The sequence below is a fragment of the Rhizobium leguminosarum bv. viciae genome, assembly GCF_012276115.1.
Lineage (GTDB): Bacteria > Pseudomonadota > Alphaproteobacteria > Rhizobiales > Rhizobiaceae > Rhizobium > Rhizobium leguminosarum_T.
In genome coordinates this window covers 241,614-257,191 of record NZ_WIEU01000006.1, presented here as the reverse complement: position 1 = coordinate 257,191, position 15,578 = coordinate 241,614, and the positions used below count along the sequence as shown (strand labels likewise).

Here is a 15,578-nt window from a genome sequence, read left to right as displayed (position 1 = left end):
GCCCGGGGTTTCATGCGTTGCTCAGAGGCCGCTATTGTCGGCTGCCGACTTCAGCGCGTCCTCGGGCGAGGACTGGCCAAGCAGCGCTTCCTGGATCGCCTGCTGCAGCGCCGTCGAAAGCTCCTGATATTTCGGCGTCGTCGGGCGCGGATACATGGCGGCAAGGCCGACCTTGGCAGCCGAGATCAGCTCTTCCTGGCCCTTGGTGACATCAGGATCCTCATAGGAGGACGCCCAGATCGGCAGGCTGAGCTTGGCATAGGCATTCTGCGTTGCCTGCGAGGTCATGAAGGTGATGTATTTCCAGGCCTCATCAGGATGCTGGCTGGCCGAGGTGATGCCGAGGCCCATCGAGCCGTTGACGGCAGAAGCCTCGCTCTTGCCGGCAATACCCGGCGCCGGCACGACGCCGACCTTGCCTGCGACCTTGCTGTCCTTCGGATTGTTGGCCATGTTGTACATGTAGGTCCAGTTCAGCGCGAAGGCGGCATCGCCGTTTTCGAAGACCTTGCGGACGTCCTCTTCGAGGAATTCCTTGGAGTTCGGATTGGTGAGGCCGGAGGAATAGCTGGAAACCATGTATTTCAGCGCATCGAGGCCGCCGCCGGTCTGGAAGGCCGGCTTGCCGTCCTTGAGGAAATCACCGCCATAGGCGCTGACGAGCGTGGTGTAGTCGCAGATCGCGGCTTCGGCCTGCGACCAGCTCCAGGCGATCGGCGTGGCGAGCAGGCCCTTGTCCTTGATGGTCTTTGCCTGCTCGGTCAGCTCGTCCCAGGTCTTGGGCGGAGCCTTGATGCCGGCCTTTTCGAGGATTTCCTTGTTATAAAACAGGTATTTGGTGTCGAGGATCCAAGGCATGCCGTAATATTTGCCGTCATATTGCACGGTGGTCCAGGCGCCCGGCAGCACGCCCTTCTTCATCTCGTCGGTGACGCGCGAGGAGACGTCGACAAGCACCTTATTGGTGGCGTATTCGGCCGGCCAGATAACGTCGAAGAGGACGACGTCATAACCGCCGCCGGAACCCTGCGCCAGCACCGTCTTGTCGTGCAGGCCTTCATAGGGGACGAATTCGAGATTGACCTTGATATCGGGGTTCGCCTTGGCGAAGGCGTCGGTCATAGCGCGCACATCGGCCTCGCTATAGGCGGCTTGCGCCATGAAAAGCGCGTTCAGCGTTGTTTCGGCGAAAGCGTGCGGCGCAAGGGACACGCCGATCAAGGCCGCACCCAGAAGAGTCTTGTTAAAGGATTTCAGCATTGCAGCCTCCAGTTTTTGACATTTACGCATTGCCGAGGGCGGCCCTCCGCCATCGGTGTTCGAGAAGGCACGCGCGAAAACGTGCCGGTTCGTCGTCTCGGAGCGTCATCGGAGCCGTTGCCCGCCTCCTGCGTTCCCTGGAACTCTTCGGTTCCTCATTAAGTCAAGTGTCTTGACTTATTACTTCTTCAACATTCTATTGGAGTCAAGAGGGAATTGCACATGAATGACAGCCGCCCGATCCGGGCCAAGAGCGGCACCAATCACGAAGGCACCAGCGCGCATAACCGGCGCGTCATGATCGATGCCCTGAGGATCAACGGCGCGCTTTCACGCGCCGATCTGGCACGGGCGACGCGGCTGACCAAGCAGACGGTGTCGAATATCATCGAGGAACTCGAGCGTGACGGTCTCGTCAGTTCGCAAGAGGCGGTGAGGAGGGGCAGGGGGCAGCCGTCGACACCCTATCGTCTCGTGCCCGAAGGCGCCTTTGCAATCGGCCTGCAGATCGATCGGCATGTGACGCGGGCGGTCGCCGTCGATCTCGTCGGCAGCGTTCTCGTGCGAGATGAGGCCGGACTACCACCCGGAGGTCCGTCGAACGGGACGAAGGTCATCCTTGACCTCGTCGCCGGCGTACGCTCAAAGCTTGCCGGGATCGCCCAGCAGTCGGAAAAGCGGCTGGTCGGCCTCGGGGCCGCCATGCCCGGGCCTTTCGGAGTCGCCGGCAGCGGCGATGATCCTTGGATGATGGAGGCCTGGCAGAAATTTCCGTTGTTGGAAACGCTGACCGCCGGCACCGGGCTCGATGTCAGCCTGCAGAACGATGCGGCGGCGGCAGCGACCGCCGAGCGTATGGTGGGAGCCGCCCACGGCATCGACCATGCCGTCTGCCTCTTCGTCGGTTATGGCATCGGCGCCGGCCTCATTCTGAATGGCGAGCTCTACCGCGGCACCAACGGCAATGCCGGCGAGATCGGCATGGCGCTGCTGTTTGCCGACGGCAAATCGACGCCGCTCGAACATCGCGCCTCGCTCGCCTCGCTCTATCAGCATCTGTCGGTCGATCCCGCCGATCCCGGCCTTTATGCACGGATCAACGACCTTGCCTTGAGGGGCGATCAAAGCATCGGCGCTTGGGTCGAAGCAGCGGCAGTGGACCTGCGCTGGAGCATCCATCTCATTGAGACGCTGTTCGATCCGCAGACGGTGATCCTCTGCGGCAGCGCGCCGGAGGCGCTGGTGAACAGGTTGATTGCGGCAATCGGCCCGTTGCTGCCCTCGATCGCCGAACGGCGTGGCCGAACGCTGCCGCGCCTGCAGCCCGGCATGTCCGATCCCTGGTCGGTGGCGCTCGGGGCTGCCGCCGGACCGATCAGCCGTGCATTCGATCCGCGTTTTGCGGCGATCCTGAAGGATTCCCTTCAATCCTGAGGCTTAAATCCTCAGGTTGCACACCAGTGCAACGGCAAAAATGTCAGTGGTTTTGCAAGTTTCGTTGCAGCGGAACAGGCGAATAACCGCACTCCGTCGTAATATAAATAAATATTAAATATCCCCTGAGTATCCATTTTTTCGAATATAGGTGTAACTTATTGGCAGCATGCTGAAGCAATAGACGAAATTTCTGTAAATATTTCCCCGAGATTGGCGAATAACAATTGTATGAAGGTTTTGTGACAACTGGGTTTCGATCATTTCATGTCATGTAATCTTCATTGGTAGACGGAATTTGAACCAGCTAATAGGGCGTGCGCTGAAAGTGCGCGTCCCTTTTACGTTCGAGGTTCTCATGCAAGCCAAGCTTCTCGGCGCCGTTGGCGCCCTTCTCGCTACAGCGTTTCTTGCTGGTCCCGCTGCCGCCGCCGATAAGACCAAGATTGACTTCTGGTTCGGCAATTCCGGTGACATCGCAAAGCGTGTCCAGGAGCAGTGCGATCGCTTCAACCAATCGCAGGCCGACTACGAAGTCGTCTGCACCAGCCAGGGCAGCTACGACGCGTCCCTGCAGAACACCATCGCTGCCTTCCGCGCCGGCAAGCAGCCGACCATCGCTCAGGTCTCCGACGCCGGCACGCTCGACATCATGCTCTCCGGCGCCTACTACCCGGCCAACAAGCTGATGACCGACATGGGCTACACCGTCGACTGGAAGGACTACTTCTCCGGTATCTCCGGCTACTACGCGACATCGAAGGGCGAGATGTACTCCTTCCCCTTCAACTCCTCGACCGCTCTGCTCTACTGGAACAAGGACGCCTTCGCCAAGATCGGCAAGGATCATGCTCCGGCGACCTGGAAGGAAGCAGGCGAGGACCTCAAGGCTCTGAAGGATGCAGGCTATGCTTGCCCGCTCGGCTTCGACATCTCCAACAACGAAGTCTGGCAGTACATCGAGCAGTTCGAAGCCGTCAACGGCGAAGCGATCGCCACGAAGAAGAACGGCTTTGAAGGTCTCGACGCCGAGCTGGTGTTCAACAAGAACCCGCTTCTCGTCAGCTACGTCAAGGATCTCAAGTCCTGGTACGACAACAAGCTTGCCGTCATCAAGAACAAGGCTGTCGGCCAGACCTTCGTCGAAGCCTTTGCCGCTGGCGATTGCCAGGTCATCCTGACCTCGGTCGGCGACCACGGCAACGTTGGCCGCACCGCCAAGCAAGGCATGAACTGGGACGTTGCCATGCTCCCGACCTACGGCGATGCAACCCGGCACAGCTCTTATGTCGGCGGCGCTTCGCTCTGGGTTCTGAAGGGTCATTCCGACGCCGAATACAAGGCTGCAGCTGCCTTCTTCAACTTCATCGCAAAGCCGGAAGAAGCTCTCACCTGGTCGACCGTTACCGGCTACATCCCAGTTCGTAACTCCGGCTTCGAATATCTGAAGAAGCAGGGCTTCTACGACAAGGCTCCTTATGCCGGCCGCGAACTCGCTATTCAGAGCCTGACCGCATCGCCCGCTGACGATGCGGCTCCGCATGGCATCCGCCTTGGTGGCCTGCTGCAGGTCCGCACCGAAATCGCCAATGGTCTCCAGGCAATCTTCGTCAACAATGCCGATGTCCAGGCTTCGCTCGACAGCGCTGCCGAACGCGGCAACACGCTGCTGCGTCGTTTCCAGCAGACCTACAAGAACGTTCAGCTCCCCTGATCGCTTGATATGAGCCGCACCCGGCCGCACTTCGCGCGCCGGGTGCGTCTTTGTAGTTCCTCAGTCGGCCGCGGATGCGAACTCGCCGCCCGCGCCTAAAGCGCGCCCCTCGCGCTTTAGATCTTTATTTTGACGCATGTCGTTACCGCAAAACCGCTGCACACTTTTGCGCGACATGCTTTAAACCAAACCAGGACGAAAACGACCACTCATGGAAAAGCGTGTCACTTTCTCGTCGACGACGATCGGACTGCTCTTTGCATTTCCGATGCTGTTGCTGATTTTCGTCTTCTTCTACTGGCCGAGTGCGCAGGCGCTCTATTGGGCGTTCACGCTCGAGCAGCCATGGGGCGGTGGTAATGCCTGGGTCGGTTTCGACAATTTCAGACAGCTGCTCACCGATCCGATCTATTGGGACTCGATCACCCGTAGCATGATCTTCGGCTTCAGCTCGACGGCCATCGCCATGGGGCTGGCGCTGATCCTGGCGCTTCTGACGGATCGTGAACTGCGCGGCCACAAAGTCTACCGGTCGGTCTTCATCTGGCCCTACGCGATAGCTGCTCCCGCTCTCGGCCTCGCCTTCCGCTTCATCCTGGCGCCGGAGGCCGGCCTTCTGTCTGTTATCAACCACGTCTGGCCCGGCCTGTGGAATCCCGCGCTCGACGGCAAGGATGCGATGATCGCCGTCGTCGTCGCCTTCTCCTGGAAATATATCGGCTACAACTTCATCTTCTTTCTCTCGGCGCTGCAAGGCATTCCGCGCTCGCTGATCGAGGCCGCCGCAATGGACGGTTCGGGGCCGATGCGCCGGATCTGGGATATCCAGCTGCCGCTGCTGACACCGACGCTGTTCTTCCTGCTCGTCATCAACATCACCGAGAGTTTCCAGGATTCCTTCGGTATCGTCGACGTCATGACGCAGGGCGGCCCGGCGCGCGCCACCGAGCTCATGGTCTACAAGATCTATTTCGACGGCTTCAGAGGTCTCGACTATTCGGGCGCCGCAGCGCAGTCCATCATCCTGATGGTGCTCGTTGTCCTGCTCACCATCTTCCAGTTCCGCTTCATCGAGCGGCGCGTGCACTACAAGTGAGGTCGCGGACATGATCGAACGCACGCCGATATTCAACTTCATCTGCTATAGCCTTCTCGCGCTCGGCATGGTGATCGCGCTTCTGCCTTTCGCCATTGTCATCATCGCCTCGACGCTTGATCTGGAGACGGTCAATCGCGTGCCGCTGCCGCTGGTTCCAGGCTCGCATTTCTGGGAAAACGCTGAGACAGCCTGGGTTCGCGCCGATCTCGGCAACAAGCTGTTCCACAGCATCATCTTCGCCGCAACCGTCGGCGCCGGCAAGGTCATGCTGTCTTCCATGGCAGCCTTCTCGATCGTCTACTTCCGCTTCCGTGGCCGGTATGTGATTTTCTGGATCATCTTCATCACGTTGATGCTGCCGCTTGAAGTCCGCATCGTGCCGACCTATTCGATTGCGGCCAACGCGCTGCAGCCTTTCCAGACGATCCTAGACGTTACCGGCATAAGCTGGCTCGTGGCGCAGATCACCGGCATCCAGATCAAGCTCGAATGGGGCCTGCTGAATTCCTATCCCGGTCTCGTTCTGCCGCTGGTCGCAACCGCGACCGGCACCTTCCTCTACCGGCAGTTCTACCTGACGGTTCCCGACGAGCTTGCCGAGGCTTCGAAGATGGATGGATCGGGGCCTGTCCGGTTCTTCTGGGATATTCTGCTGCCGCTCTCACGGCCAAATATGATCGCGCTCTTCACCATCATGTTCGTCTGGGCCTGGAACCAGTATCTCTGGCCGCTGCTGATTACCACCGATCCGAATTTTGGCATCGCCGTGACGCAGCTCAAGACCCTCATCCCGTCCGAATTCGGCCTGCCCGACTGGAACGTCGCCATGGCCGGAACCCTGATCATCATGTCGCCGCCATTGATCCTCGTCATTCTGATGCAGCGGTGGTTCGTACGCGGCCTTATCTCCACCGAGAAGTGAAGGAGTATTCCCTTGGCACCGATCTCCATTCGTGGCGTGAAGAAAAACTACGGCAAGACCCCCGTCGTTCACGGCGTCGATCTCGACATCCAGTCGGGTGAGTTCATCGTCATCCTTGGCCCGTCCGGCTGCGGCAAGTCCACGCTGCTGCGCATGATCGCCGGCCTCGAGGAAATCACCGGCGGTGAAATCGCTATTGACGGCCGCGTCGTCAACCAGCTGGAGCCGCGCGAGCGCGGCTGTGCTATGGTCTTCCAGAACTATGCGCTTTATCCGCATATGAGCGTTGCCGAGAATATCGGCTACGCATTGAAGGTGGCCGGCGTCTCGAAGGCGGAGCGTCAGCGGCGCATTGGCGAGGTCGCCAAGGCGCTCAGCCTCGAACCCTTCCTCGAACGCCGGCCCGCCGCTCTTTCCGGCGGTCAGCGCCAGCGCGTCGCCATGGGCCGCGCGATGATCCGCGAACCGAAGGTGTTTCTCTTCGACGAGCCGTTGTCGAACCTCGACGCCAAGCTGCGTATCGCCATGCGCGCTGAAATCCGCCGTCTGCACCGCCGCCTCGGCGCCACTTCGATCTTCGTCACGCATGACCAGACCGAGGCGATGACGCTGGCCGACCGGCTGGTGGTGATGAACGGCGGCAGGGTGGAGCAGGTCGGCACGCCGGAAGAGGTCTATCATCATCCGGTCTCGCGCTTCGTCGCGGGCTTCGTCGGTACACCGGCGATGAACCTGCTCGAGGGCACGATCAATGACGAGGGCGTCTTCGTCTACGATCAAAGCCGCAAGGTCGTGCTGCCGCGCGAGCGCGCCGCACCGCTGAAAGGCAAACGCGTCGTGCTTGGGATGCGCGCCGAGGCCGCCCGGCTGGTCGCCCTGGATGCGCCGGGCGCCCTCACCGCAACGGCCGATTTCATTGAAGAGCTCGGCGCAAGCCGCATCGTCCACGCCGATTTCGATGGGCTGCCCTTTGCCGTGGCGCTGACCGAAGCGGTGAAGGTTAAGTCGGGCGACCCGATCGGCATCGCGATCGATTACGACCAGATCCACCTCTATGCCGCCGATACCGGCCGGATCATCGAGAACCCGGTTATAGCAGGTGCAGGTGCCGTTCACGCCTAAAGCAGTCTTCGATGGGCCTTGCAGAGCGTTCGGCGGCTGAGGGTGTCAGCCGCTTACTCGAAGGCGAATTGCTCTAACGGTGGATCGGGTCGATCCACGCGACGTCTTCCGGCTTTTCGACCGGCTCGATGTCGAGGTTGACGACGACCGGTTCCTGGCCTGAGCGGACGAGAACGCATTCCAGCGTCTCGTCACGGCTGGCGTTGATCTCCTGGTGCGGCACATAGGGCGGAACATAGATGAAGTCGCCGGGGCCGGCCTCGGCGGTATATTCCAGCTGCTCGCCCCAGCGCATGCGGGCCCTGCCCTTGACCACGTAGATGATGCTTTCGAGGTCGCCGTGATGATGGGCGCCAGTCTTGGCGTTGGCATGGATCGTCACCGTGCCGGCCCAGATCTTTTCGGCGCCGGCGCGCGCATTGTTGATCGCGGTCGCGCGATTCATGCCCGGCGTCTGCGCGGTGTTCGGATCAAGCGAATTACCGGGGGTGACCTTGACGCCATGTTCCCGCCAGTCGACATGATGATGCTCGTGGTCGTCGCTCATGCCTTGCCTCCAGCTTCGATTTGATCAGTCTAGGCCTGAGCCCGGCGGCGGCCAAGCGGATTTGCCGCTGCGCAGCCGCAGCGCCCCAATAGCTTCTATGCACAAGGAAAGGACCGGCCCGATGAGCCACCTCCCGCAAATCGACTACGACACCGCTTCGGAAGAGGTTCGTGCGGCGCATGACGAAGAAGTCACGCTACGCGGGCGCATGACCAACATGAAGCGCACGCTGCTGCATTCGCCCGCCGCCCACCGCATCTATGCAGAATGGTTCACGCTGCGGGCCGAGCTCGATCCTGCCGTCAGCGACCGGTCGATCTGGATCTTCTCGCATGCGATCTCGAAGGCGGCGAAATCGAAGATCGCCGTCACCTTCTTTCGTCGGGCGCTGATCAACAAGGGTTTCAATCCCGATGCGCTGGAGTTTTCAGACGAGGAAGCGCTGCTCGACGCCTTCGGCAAGGCGATCGTCGCCGATTCCAACGCCGTTCCCGCCGAACTCTGGGGCAAGCTGAAACAGCGCTACGAGACCAAGGTGCTCGTCGATCTCGTCGCCTTTGCCGGCATCATGCTGGCCACCGCCGTCTTCAACAATGTCGTCGAGGTCGATTTCGATTCCGAGCTTGAAGCCTTTGCCGAAGGCGCCAGTTCATCCACATCCTGAAGTTTCAGCTATCGAGCGGCAGGATCAGCACATCACGCGGCGGCACCTCGATGCCGCTATTGCCGATATGGTCGATCGGCCAGACTGCCTGGCTTTGCGCAAGCGCTCCTTCGGCTAGCGTCACCTCGGTCTTCTGCGCCGTTCTCGTCGGATTGACGAGCCAGAGGAAGCTGCCCTTTTCTCCCTCGTGGATACGGGCGAAGAGTGCGGCATTCGACAGCGTCACGTGGCGCTTCTTCCCGCTCCATCTCAAGAGTTCAGCGAAGAAAGCGCCGTTCGCCTTCCCCTGCGTGCGGTAATAGGCAACGGAAGGATTGGTGCCGATCAGCAGCGTGCGGCCCTTGCCATAGGCATTTTCGACGACGGCAAGACGGCCGTCGGTGAAGTGGCCGCGTCCCGTTCCGCCGGCCAGCCGATAAGACTGCAGGAAGCCGCCACCGTCGACCGCCGCGCCGTCGAGATCGAAATGGATGCGGTCGCCGATATCGGGCATGAATTCGACTTCCTCCTCGCGCGCGCCGAAGATCTCGTCGAGGCCCATGTTCGGCTGCACGGTGCCGACATGGCCGCGATCGCCGAAATAGCCGGGGCATGCCTCGGCAATCAGCGTGCCGCCGTTTTCGACCCAGGCTTTCAGGCTCTTTGCCTGCTCGGATGTAAACATGATCGGATAGGGGAAATAGAGGAAATCATAGGCCGCGATGTCGTCGATATGCACCCAGTCCGGCTGCACGCCATTTTCGAGGAAGGCACGATAGGCGCCCCACATGGCTTCGGGATAGGGTTTCTCCTTGCGGTCGTGGTTCAGGAGGTAATCGAATTCCTGGGTTTCGCGAACGACGAGGATGCCGACCTCGCCGCGCACCGGCTTTGCCTCCCAGAGGGCAGCCTGCGCCGTGTCGTTGGCCCATTTCGCCATGGCGCTTGCCATGTCGGAGCGCGGCGTGCGCGAGCCGTCCATGCCGTAGGAGCCGAAAGCGCCGAAGAGCGGGCCATCGAGCAGCGGGCGCCAGCGCAGATTGATCACGCCGCGGGCGCCGCCGGCAAGCGAGGTCATGCTCCAGAGGCGGATATCCTCGGGCTCGGCGACACGGCCATCCTCCTTGTCGCGGCCGATCACCTGCGGCTGCAGCCAGAGCGGGCCGCCCTGGCGCTCGGCATGCCAGAACGGCTTGCCGCGGGCGGCAGCGCGGTTGATGTCGACGCCATACCAGTTCTTCCAGGCTTCCGATCCCTTGCGGGCCTGGATCCAGGTGAAGCCGTAGACCTCGACCTTGGAGGCAGCGAGCCAGTCGTCGCAGCCGTTGGCCGCCATGTTGGGCATCGCGCCCGATATGCCGTGGGCGGCGATCACATTCTTGCGGTCGACGGCGCGGATCGTGTCGATGCGCCACTGCATCTGGTCGTAGAAATTGTCCCGCTTGAACTGCAGCCAGTCGATGCATTCGGGGTAGGGCGCCATGTGCACCGGCGGCTCGATATCGTCCCATTCGGCATAGCTGTAGCGGTACCAGGCTTTCGCCAGGACCTTCAGGCTGCCGTACTTCTTCTCCAGCCATTTGCGAAAGGCTGATTTGGTATAGGGGCTGTAATCGACATCGGCGGAATAGTTGCACTCGTTCCAGACGTCATAGCCATAGATCGCCGGATGATCCTTGTAGCGGGTGGCGAGCGCGGTCAGGAACTTGCCGGCGGCTTCCTTCACTTCGGGGCAGTTCAGCGTCAGGGCGCCGGCGCCGCCGCCATTGTTGGAAAAGCCGCCGGTTGCCGACGAGACGCCCATATAGGAACCGAGTTTGGTGCCGTCGGCATTGACCTGCAGCGCATGAGCATATTTGCGCACTGCCCAGTCCGGCACGGCATGGATCAATTCGGCGATAACGGTCTTGATGCCGTTTGCGGCGGCAAGGTCCATCTGCCGGTCGTATTCCTCCCAATCGTAGACGCCGGGGGCGGTTTCGATCGCGCTCCACATGAACCAGTGGCGGAAGATGTTGAGGCCGTCCTGCCCGGCGGTGGTGTAGTCGCGTTCCCAATCTTCGCTGGGCGGATTCGACTTGCGAAAATAGACGGCGCCGTAGGGCAGCTGGATATCTTTATTGAGCATTTTCCTGTCCTTCTCTATCGATGACCGGACATGGCTTCGCCGTCCGGAAAGAAGGCTCCGGCAGTCGGCAATCGAAGATGTCGTCCGGTTGTTCTAAAAAGCGTTGATCTAGCGCGGTCCTCCGGCGAGGAGTTCCAGGGTGCGGATGAGGGCGGAGTGGTCGCGTTCGCCGTCGCCATTGGCGATCGCGGCATTCATCAGTTGCTGGGTGGCGGCCGTGTTCGGCAGCGACAGGTCGAGCGCGCGGGCGGCATCGACGGCGAGCGTCATGTCCTTGCGGTGCAGGCGGATGCGGAAGCCGGGCTCGAAGGTCTCCTTGACCATGCGCTCGCCATGCACTTCGAGGATGCGCGAGGCGGCAAAGCCGCCCATCAGTGCTGCGCGCACCTTGGCCGGATCGGCGCCGGCCTTCCTGGCAAAGAGCAGCGCTTCAGCAACCGCCTCGATCGTCAGGCCGACGATGATCTGGTTGGCGACCTTCGCCGTCTGGCCGTCGCCGCTACCGCCGACATGGGTGATGTTCTTACCCATCTTTTCGAAAAGCGGCTTGGCGCGCTCGAAAACCTGCTCCTTGCCGCCAACCATGATCGTCAGCGTGGCGGCCTTGGCGCCGACCTCACCGCCGGAAACCGGGGCATCGAGATAGTCGCAGCCGAGCGCCTCGATGCGTTTGGCGAAAGTCTTGGTGGCGACCGGCGAGATCGAGCTCATGTCGATAACCAGCTTGCCCTGGGAAAGGCCGGCGGCGACGCCGTCTTCGCCGAACAGCACCGCCTCGACATCTGGTGTATCCGGCAGCATCAGGATGATGATGTCGGAAGCGTGCGCCACCGCCCTGGCGCTTGTTGCGGCTTTGCCGCCCTTGTCGACAAGATGCTGCGAGATTCCCTTCACGCGGCTCAGATGCAGCGTGTGGCCGGCGTTGATCAGGTGTTCCGCCATCGGGCGGCCCATGACGCCCAGTCCGATAAATCCGATGTTCATGCTGTCCTCGCTGACGTCAGATAGGGTTTCATCCAGCCGAGGCCTTCGCTGGTGCCGGATTTCGGCTTGTACTCGCAGCCGACCCAGCCGTCGTAGCCGAGGCGGTCGAGTTCGGAGAGGATGAAACCGTAATTGATCTCGCCGGTGCCGGGTTCGTTGCGGCCGGGATTGTCGGCGATCTGCACATGGGCGATCTTCTCCTTCAGTCTTGTGAAGGTGGGGATCAGGTCGCCCTGCATGATCTGCATGTGGTAGAAATCATACTGGATGTAGAGATTGTCCGAGCCGACCCGGTCGAGAATGCGTTCGGCATCAGCGGTGGTCGACAGGAAGAAGCCGGGAATATCGCGCAGGTTGATCGGCTCGACCAGCAGCTTGACGCCGACGTCGGCACAACGCTTTGCAGCATATTTCAGATTGTCGACCAGCACATTTTCCAGCGTTTGAAGGTCCGCACCCTTCGGCACCAGCCCGGAGATGACATTCACCTGCCGGCAATCGAGCGCTGCGGCATAGTCGAGCGCCTGCGCGATCCCGTTGCGGAACTCCTCTACGCGCTCCGGCAGGCAGGCGATGCCGCGCTCGCCGCCGGCCCAGTCGCCTGATGGCACGTTGAAGAGCGCCTGTTTCAGGCCGCTCGCCTCCAGCGCCTCGGCGACCTTCTCCTTGGGTTCGGCATAGGGGCCGAGATATTCGAGGGCGCCGAAGCCGTCCTCTGCGGCTGCCGTGAAGCGGTCGAGAAAGGGCAGGTCCTGGTAGAGGAAGGAAAGGTTGGCGGAAAAATTCGGCACGGGATCGTCCTTAAATATTGGCAGGCGCGACGAAACGATGCCGGTGCAGCATGCGCTTGTCGCGAGGGTCGGGATTGGGAACGGCGGAGATGAGGCTCTTCGTATAGGCCTCCTCGGGAGCGGTGCAGATCTGTTCGGCCTCGCCGAGTTCGACGATTTTGCCGCGATGCATGACGGCGACGCGATCGCAGAAATAACGCACGACCGAAATGTCGTGCGAGATGAAGATAAAGCTCAGGTTCAACCGTTGACGAATATCGAGCAACAGGTCGAGGATCTGGCTGCGGATCGAGACGTCGAGTGCCGACGTTGCCTCGTCGGCGATGATGATGCGCGGATCGAGTGCAAGGGCGCGGGCGATGCCGATGCGCTGGCGCTGGCCGCCGGAGAAGGCATGCGGATAACGCTCCATGCCCATCGGATCGAGGCCGACCAGGCGCATCAGTTCGGCGACGCGGTCCTCCAGCGCCTTGCCCTTGGCCAGACCGTTGACAACAAGCGGATCGCCGATCACTTCCTTGACGGTCATGCGCGGATTGAGCGAGGCGAAAGGATCCTGGAAGACCAGGCGGACTTCGCGGTGGAAGGTGCGGAGTTCGCGCTTGGTGAGTTTCGTGACGTCGATCTCGCTACCGTCCTTGCCGCGATAGCTGATGCTGCCCGATGTCGGCTCGACGGTGCGCAGGATGAGCCGGCCGAGCGTCGTCTTGCCGGAGCCGCTTTCGCCGACGATGCCGAGGTTTTCGCCGGGATAAAGATCGAAGCTGGCGTCGTCGACGGCGCGCAGCGTATTGGCCTTGCCGTGCCAACCGTAGATCTTGCCGAGATTGCGGACGGACAGGATCGGCTGCGGTGCCTCCGGCGACAGCGCCACGGCGGGCAGCCTGCCTTCGACATGGTGGGTGAGCTTGACCGTCGAGGCCAGCAATTGGCGGGTATAGGGATGCTCGGCGGCGTGGTAGATCGCATCGACCGGTCCGCGCTCGACGATGCGGCCGAAGCGCATGACGGCAACATCATCGGCCACTTCGGCGACGATCCCCATGTCATGGGTGATGAGCAGCATGGCCATGCCGCGTTCGACCTGCAGCCGCTTGATCAGGTCGAGGATTTCGGCCTGGGTGGTGACGTCGAGCGCCGTCGTCGGCTCGTCGGCGATGAGAATATCGGGATTGCCGGCAAGCGCCATGGCGATCATGGCGCGCTGGCGCATGCCGCCGGAGAATTCGAAGGTGTAGCGGTCGGCCATCTTGTCCGGGTTCGGGATCTCGACCTGGCGCAGCAGTTCGACGGTCCTTTCGCGGGCGGCGCGATGATCGAGATTGCTGTGCAGGCGCACCGCCTCGATGATCTGCGAGCCGATGGTGTGCACCGGCGACAGCGAGCTCATCGGCTCCTGGAAGATCAGGCCGATGCGGCGGCCGCGGATGGCGCGCATCGCCCGGTCGGACGGCTTCAAGGCGGCAATGTCGATGACCCCGTTACCCCCGTCGCCATTGCTGAGCAGGATGCGGCCGGAAACGATGCTGCCGGGGCTGTCGACGATCTGCAGCAGCGAGCGGGCGGTGACGCTTTTGCCGGAGCCGCTTTCGCCGACGAGGCAGAGCGTCTGGCCACGCTTCAGCTCGAAGCTGACATTTTCGACGGCGTGCAGGATGTGGGTGCGCAGCCTGAAATCGATCGAGAGGTTTTCGACGGAGAGAACGACGTCTTTTGAAAGATCGGCCATGGTTTCCTCCTCAATTGTCGTAAGGGTCGGCGGCATCGCGCAGGCCGTCGCCGAAGAAATTGAAGGATAGGACGGCGACGACGACTGCGAGCGACGGCCAGATCAGGAGCCACGGCGCGGTAGCGACGGTGCGGATGTTCTGGGCGTCCTGCAGCAGCACGCCCCAGCTGACGACCGGCGGCTTGAGGCCGATGCCGAGGAAGGACAGCGAGGTCTCGGCGACGATCATCGTCGGCACGGCCAGCGTCACGACCGCAAGGATGTGGCTCGTCAGCGACGGCAGGATGTGGCGGAAGATCAGCCGCGCTTCGCTCGATCCGTCGAGCCGGGCGGCGACGACGAAATCCTCGCTGCGCAGTGCCAGGAACCGGCCGCGCACCTCCCGCGCCAGGCTGGTCCAGCCGAGCAGCGAGACGATGATCGTTATGACGAAATAGACATTGACCGGCGACCATGTCAGCGGGATCGCCGCCGCCAGGCCGAGCCATAGCGGGATGGTCGGCATGGCGCTGACGACCTCGATGACGCGCTGGATCAGCGTATCCACCCAGCCGCCGTAGAAGCCGGAGATCGAGCCGAGAACGACGCCCAGGATCAACGACATGGCGACGCCGACGAGGCCGATCGACATGGATACGCGGGTGCCGTAGACGAGGCGCGAGAAGACGTCGCGGCCGAGCCGGTCGGCGCCGAGCAGATACATTGGGTCGTTCTGGTTAAGGGGGCCGATCAGGTGACGGTTCATCGGGATCAGGCCCCAGAGATCGTAGGCCGCGCCTTTGACGAAGAAGCCGATCGGGACGACCTTGGTTTCGTCGACGACGAAGGTGCGGCGCAGCGCCACCTTGTCGATCTCGACCTTGTAGCCCTTCACGTGGAAATTGAACTCCGAGCTGCCGTCCGGTTTTTCGACGAAGAAGCTGAAGCCCTGCGGCGGTGCATAGGTATATTGCGGCCGTGAGGTCATCGGCAAAGCCGGCGCCAGGAATTCGGCGAAGAGGCCAACCAGATAGAGGAAGAGGATGATGGCGCCGGCCACCATCGCCACTTTCTGGCGGACCAGTTTGCCGGCGACCAGCCGCCAGGGGCCGATCGCGGCGGTCGAGACGGTCTTGCCCTGTTTCAGCGGGCTGATCGAGGGACCGTCGGCAACAGTGTGAAGCGGACCAGCATGGGCTCCGAAGGTTTCGTGCGTGCTCATCGCA

At 61.7% G+C, this 15,578-nt stretch carries 13 protein-coding genes; 6 read left to right on the top strand and 7 right to left on the bottom strand.

Annotated features, from left to right (window positions below; all coding sequences use genetic code 11):
* Window positions 1-21: 21 nt before the first annotated feature.
* On the bottom strand, window positions 22-1,260 hold the full coding sequence (locus GFM02_RS14260) for an extracellular solute-binding protein (RefSeq protein ID WP_168271768.1): 1,239 nt from the start codon (window positions 1,258-1,260) through the stop codon (window positions 22-24).
* Between the two features lie 222 nt (window positions 1,261-1,482).
* Between GFM02_RS14260 and GFM02_RS14255 the strand changes: the two genes are divergently transcribed.
* From GFM02_RS14255 to GFM02_RS14235, 5 genes are all read left to right on the top strand, one after another.
* Window positions 1,483-2,694: an ROK family transcriptional regulator gene (locus GFM02_RS14255; protein WP_168271769.1), complete on the top strand. Its 1,212-nt coding sequence runs from the start codon at window positions 1,483-1,485 to the stop codon at window positions 2,692-2,694.
* A gap of 358 nt (window positions 2,695-3,052) precedes the next feature.
* A complete protein-coding gene (locus tag GFM02_RS14250; RefSeq protein WP_168321954.1) occupies window positions 3,053-4,408 on the top strand; it encodes an extracellular solute-binding protein in 1,356 nt (451 codons plus the stop codon).
* Window positions 4,409-4,619: 211 nt separating this feature from the next.
* A complete protein-coding gene (locus GFM02_RS14245; protein ID WP_027663811.1) occupies window positions 4,620-5,504 on the top strand; it encodes a carbohydrate ABC transporter permease in 885 nt (294 codons plus the stop codon).
* A gap of 10 nt (window positions 5,505-5,514) precedes the next feature.
* The gene (locus GFM02_RS14240) at window positions 5,515-6,429 is read left to right on the top strand and encodes an ABC transporter permease subunit (RefSeq protein WP_168321953.1); all 915 of its coding nucleotides are present in this window, start codon (window positions 5,515-5,517) and stop codon (window positions 6,427-6,429) included.
* A gap of 12 nt (window positions 6,430-6,441) precedes the next feature.
* The gene (locus GFM02_RS14235; protein WP_168271773.1) at window positions 6,442-7,551 is read left to right on the top strand and encodes a sn-glycerol-3-phosphate import ATP-binding protein UgpC; all 1,110 of its coding nucleotides are present in this window, start codon (window positions 6,442-6,444) and stop codon (window positions 7,549-7,551) included.
* Between the two features lie 73 nt (window positions 7,552-7,624).
* Here GFM02_RS14235 and GFM02_RS14230 read toward each other — a convergent pair whose 3' ends face one another.
* A complete protein-coding gene (locus GFM02_RS14230) occupies window positions 7,625-8,098 on the bottom strand; it encodes a cupin domain-containing protein (RefSeq protein WP_168321952.1) in 474 nt (157 codons plus the stop codon).
* Between the two features lie 121 nt (window positions 8,099-8,219).
* Here GFM02_RS14230 and GFM02_RS14225 point away from each other — a divergent pair, with 121 nt between their 5' ends.
* The gene (locus GFM02_RS14225) at window positions 8,220-8,762 is read left to right on the top strand and encodes a hypothetical protein (protein WP_168321951.1); all 543 of its coding nucleotides are present in this window, start codon (window positions 8,220-8,222) and stop codon (window positions 8,760-8,762) included.
* Between the two features lie 4 nt (window positions 8,763-8,766).
* On the opposite strand, the gene GFM02_RS14220 is transcribed toward GFM02_RS14225, so the two are convergent.
* From GFM02_RS14220 to GFM02_RS14200, 5 genes are all read right to left on the bottom strand, one after another.
* Window positions 8,767-10,869, bottom strand: a complete 2,103-nt coding sequence (locus GFM02_RS14220) for a beta-galactosidase (protein WP_168321950.1) — start codon at window positions 10,867-10,869, stop codon at window positions 8,767-8,769.
* A 108-nt stretch (window positions 10,870-10,977) separates the two neighbouring features.
* Entirely contained in the window at window positions 10,978-11,853 is an 876-nt protein-coding gene (locus GFM02_RS14215) for a 2-hydroxy-3-oxopropionate reductase (protein ID WP_168321949.1), read from the bottom strand.
* Window positions 11,850-12,644 carry a 2-oxo-tetronate isomerase gene (gene otnI, locus GFM02_RS14210; protein ID WP_168321948.1) on the bottom strand — a complete coding sequence of 265 codons (795 nt, stop codon included), beginning with the start codon at window positions 12,642-12,644 and terminating at the stop codon, window positions 11,850-11,852. The genes GFM02_RS14215 and otnI overlap by 4 nt, the downstream gene beginning before the upstream one ends.
* Before the next feature lie 10 nt (window positions 12,645-12,654).
* Complete coding sequence (locus GFM02_RS14205) at window positions 12,655-14,373, bottom strand: ABC transporter ATP-binding protein (protein WP_168271779.1); 1,719 nt, start codon at window positions 14,371-14,373, stop codon at window positions 12,655-12,657.
* 10 nt (window positions 14,374-14,383) lie between these two features.
* Window positions 14,384-15,574 (bottom strand): ABC transporter permease, encoded by a 1,191-nt coding sequence (locus tag GFM02_RS14200; RefSeq protein WP_011653238.1) that lies wholly within the window; start codon window positions 15,572-15,574, stop codon window positions 14,384-14,386.
* Window positions 15,575-15,578 lie beyond the last annotated feature (4 nt).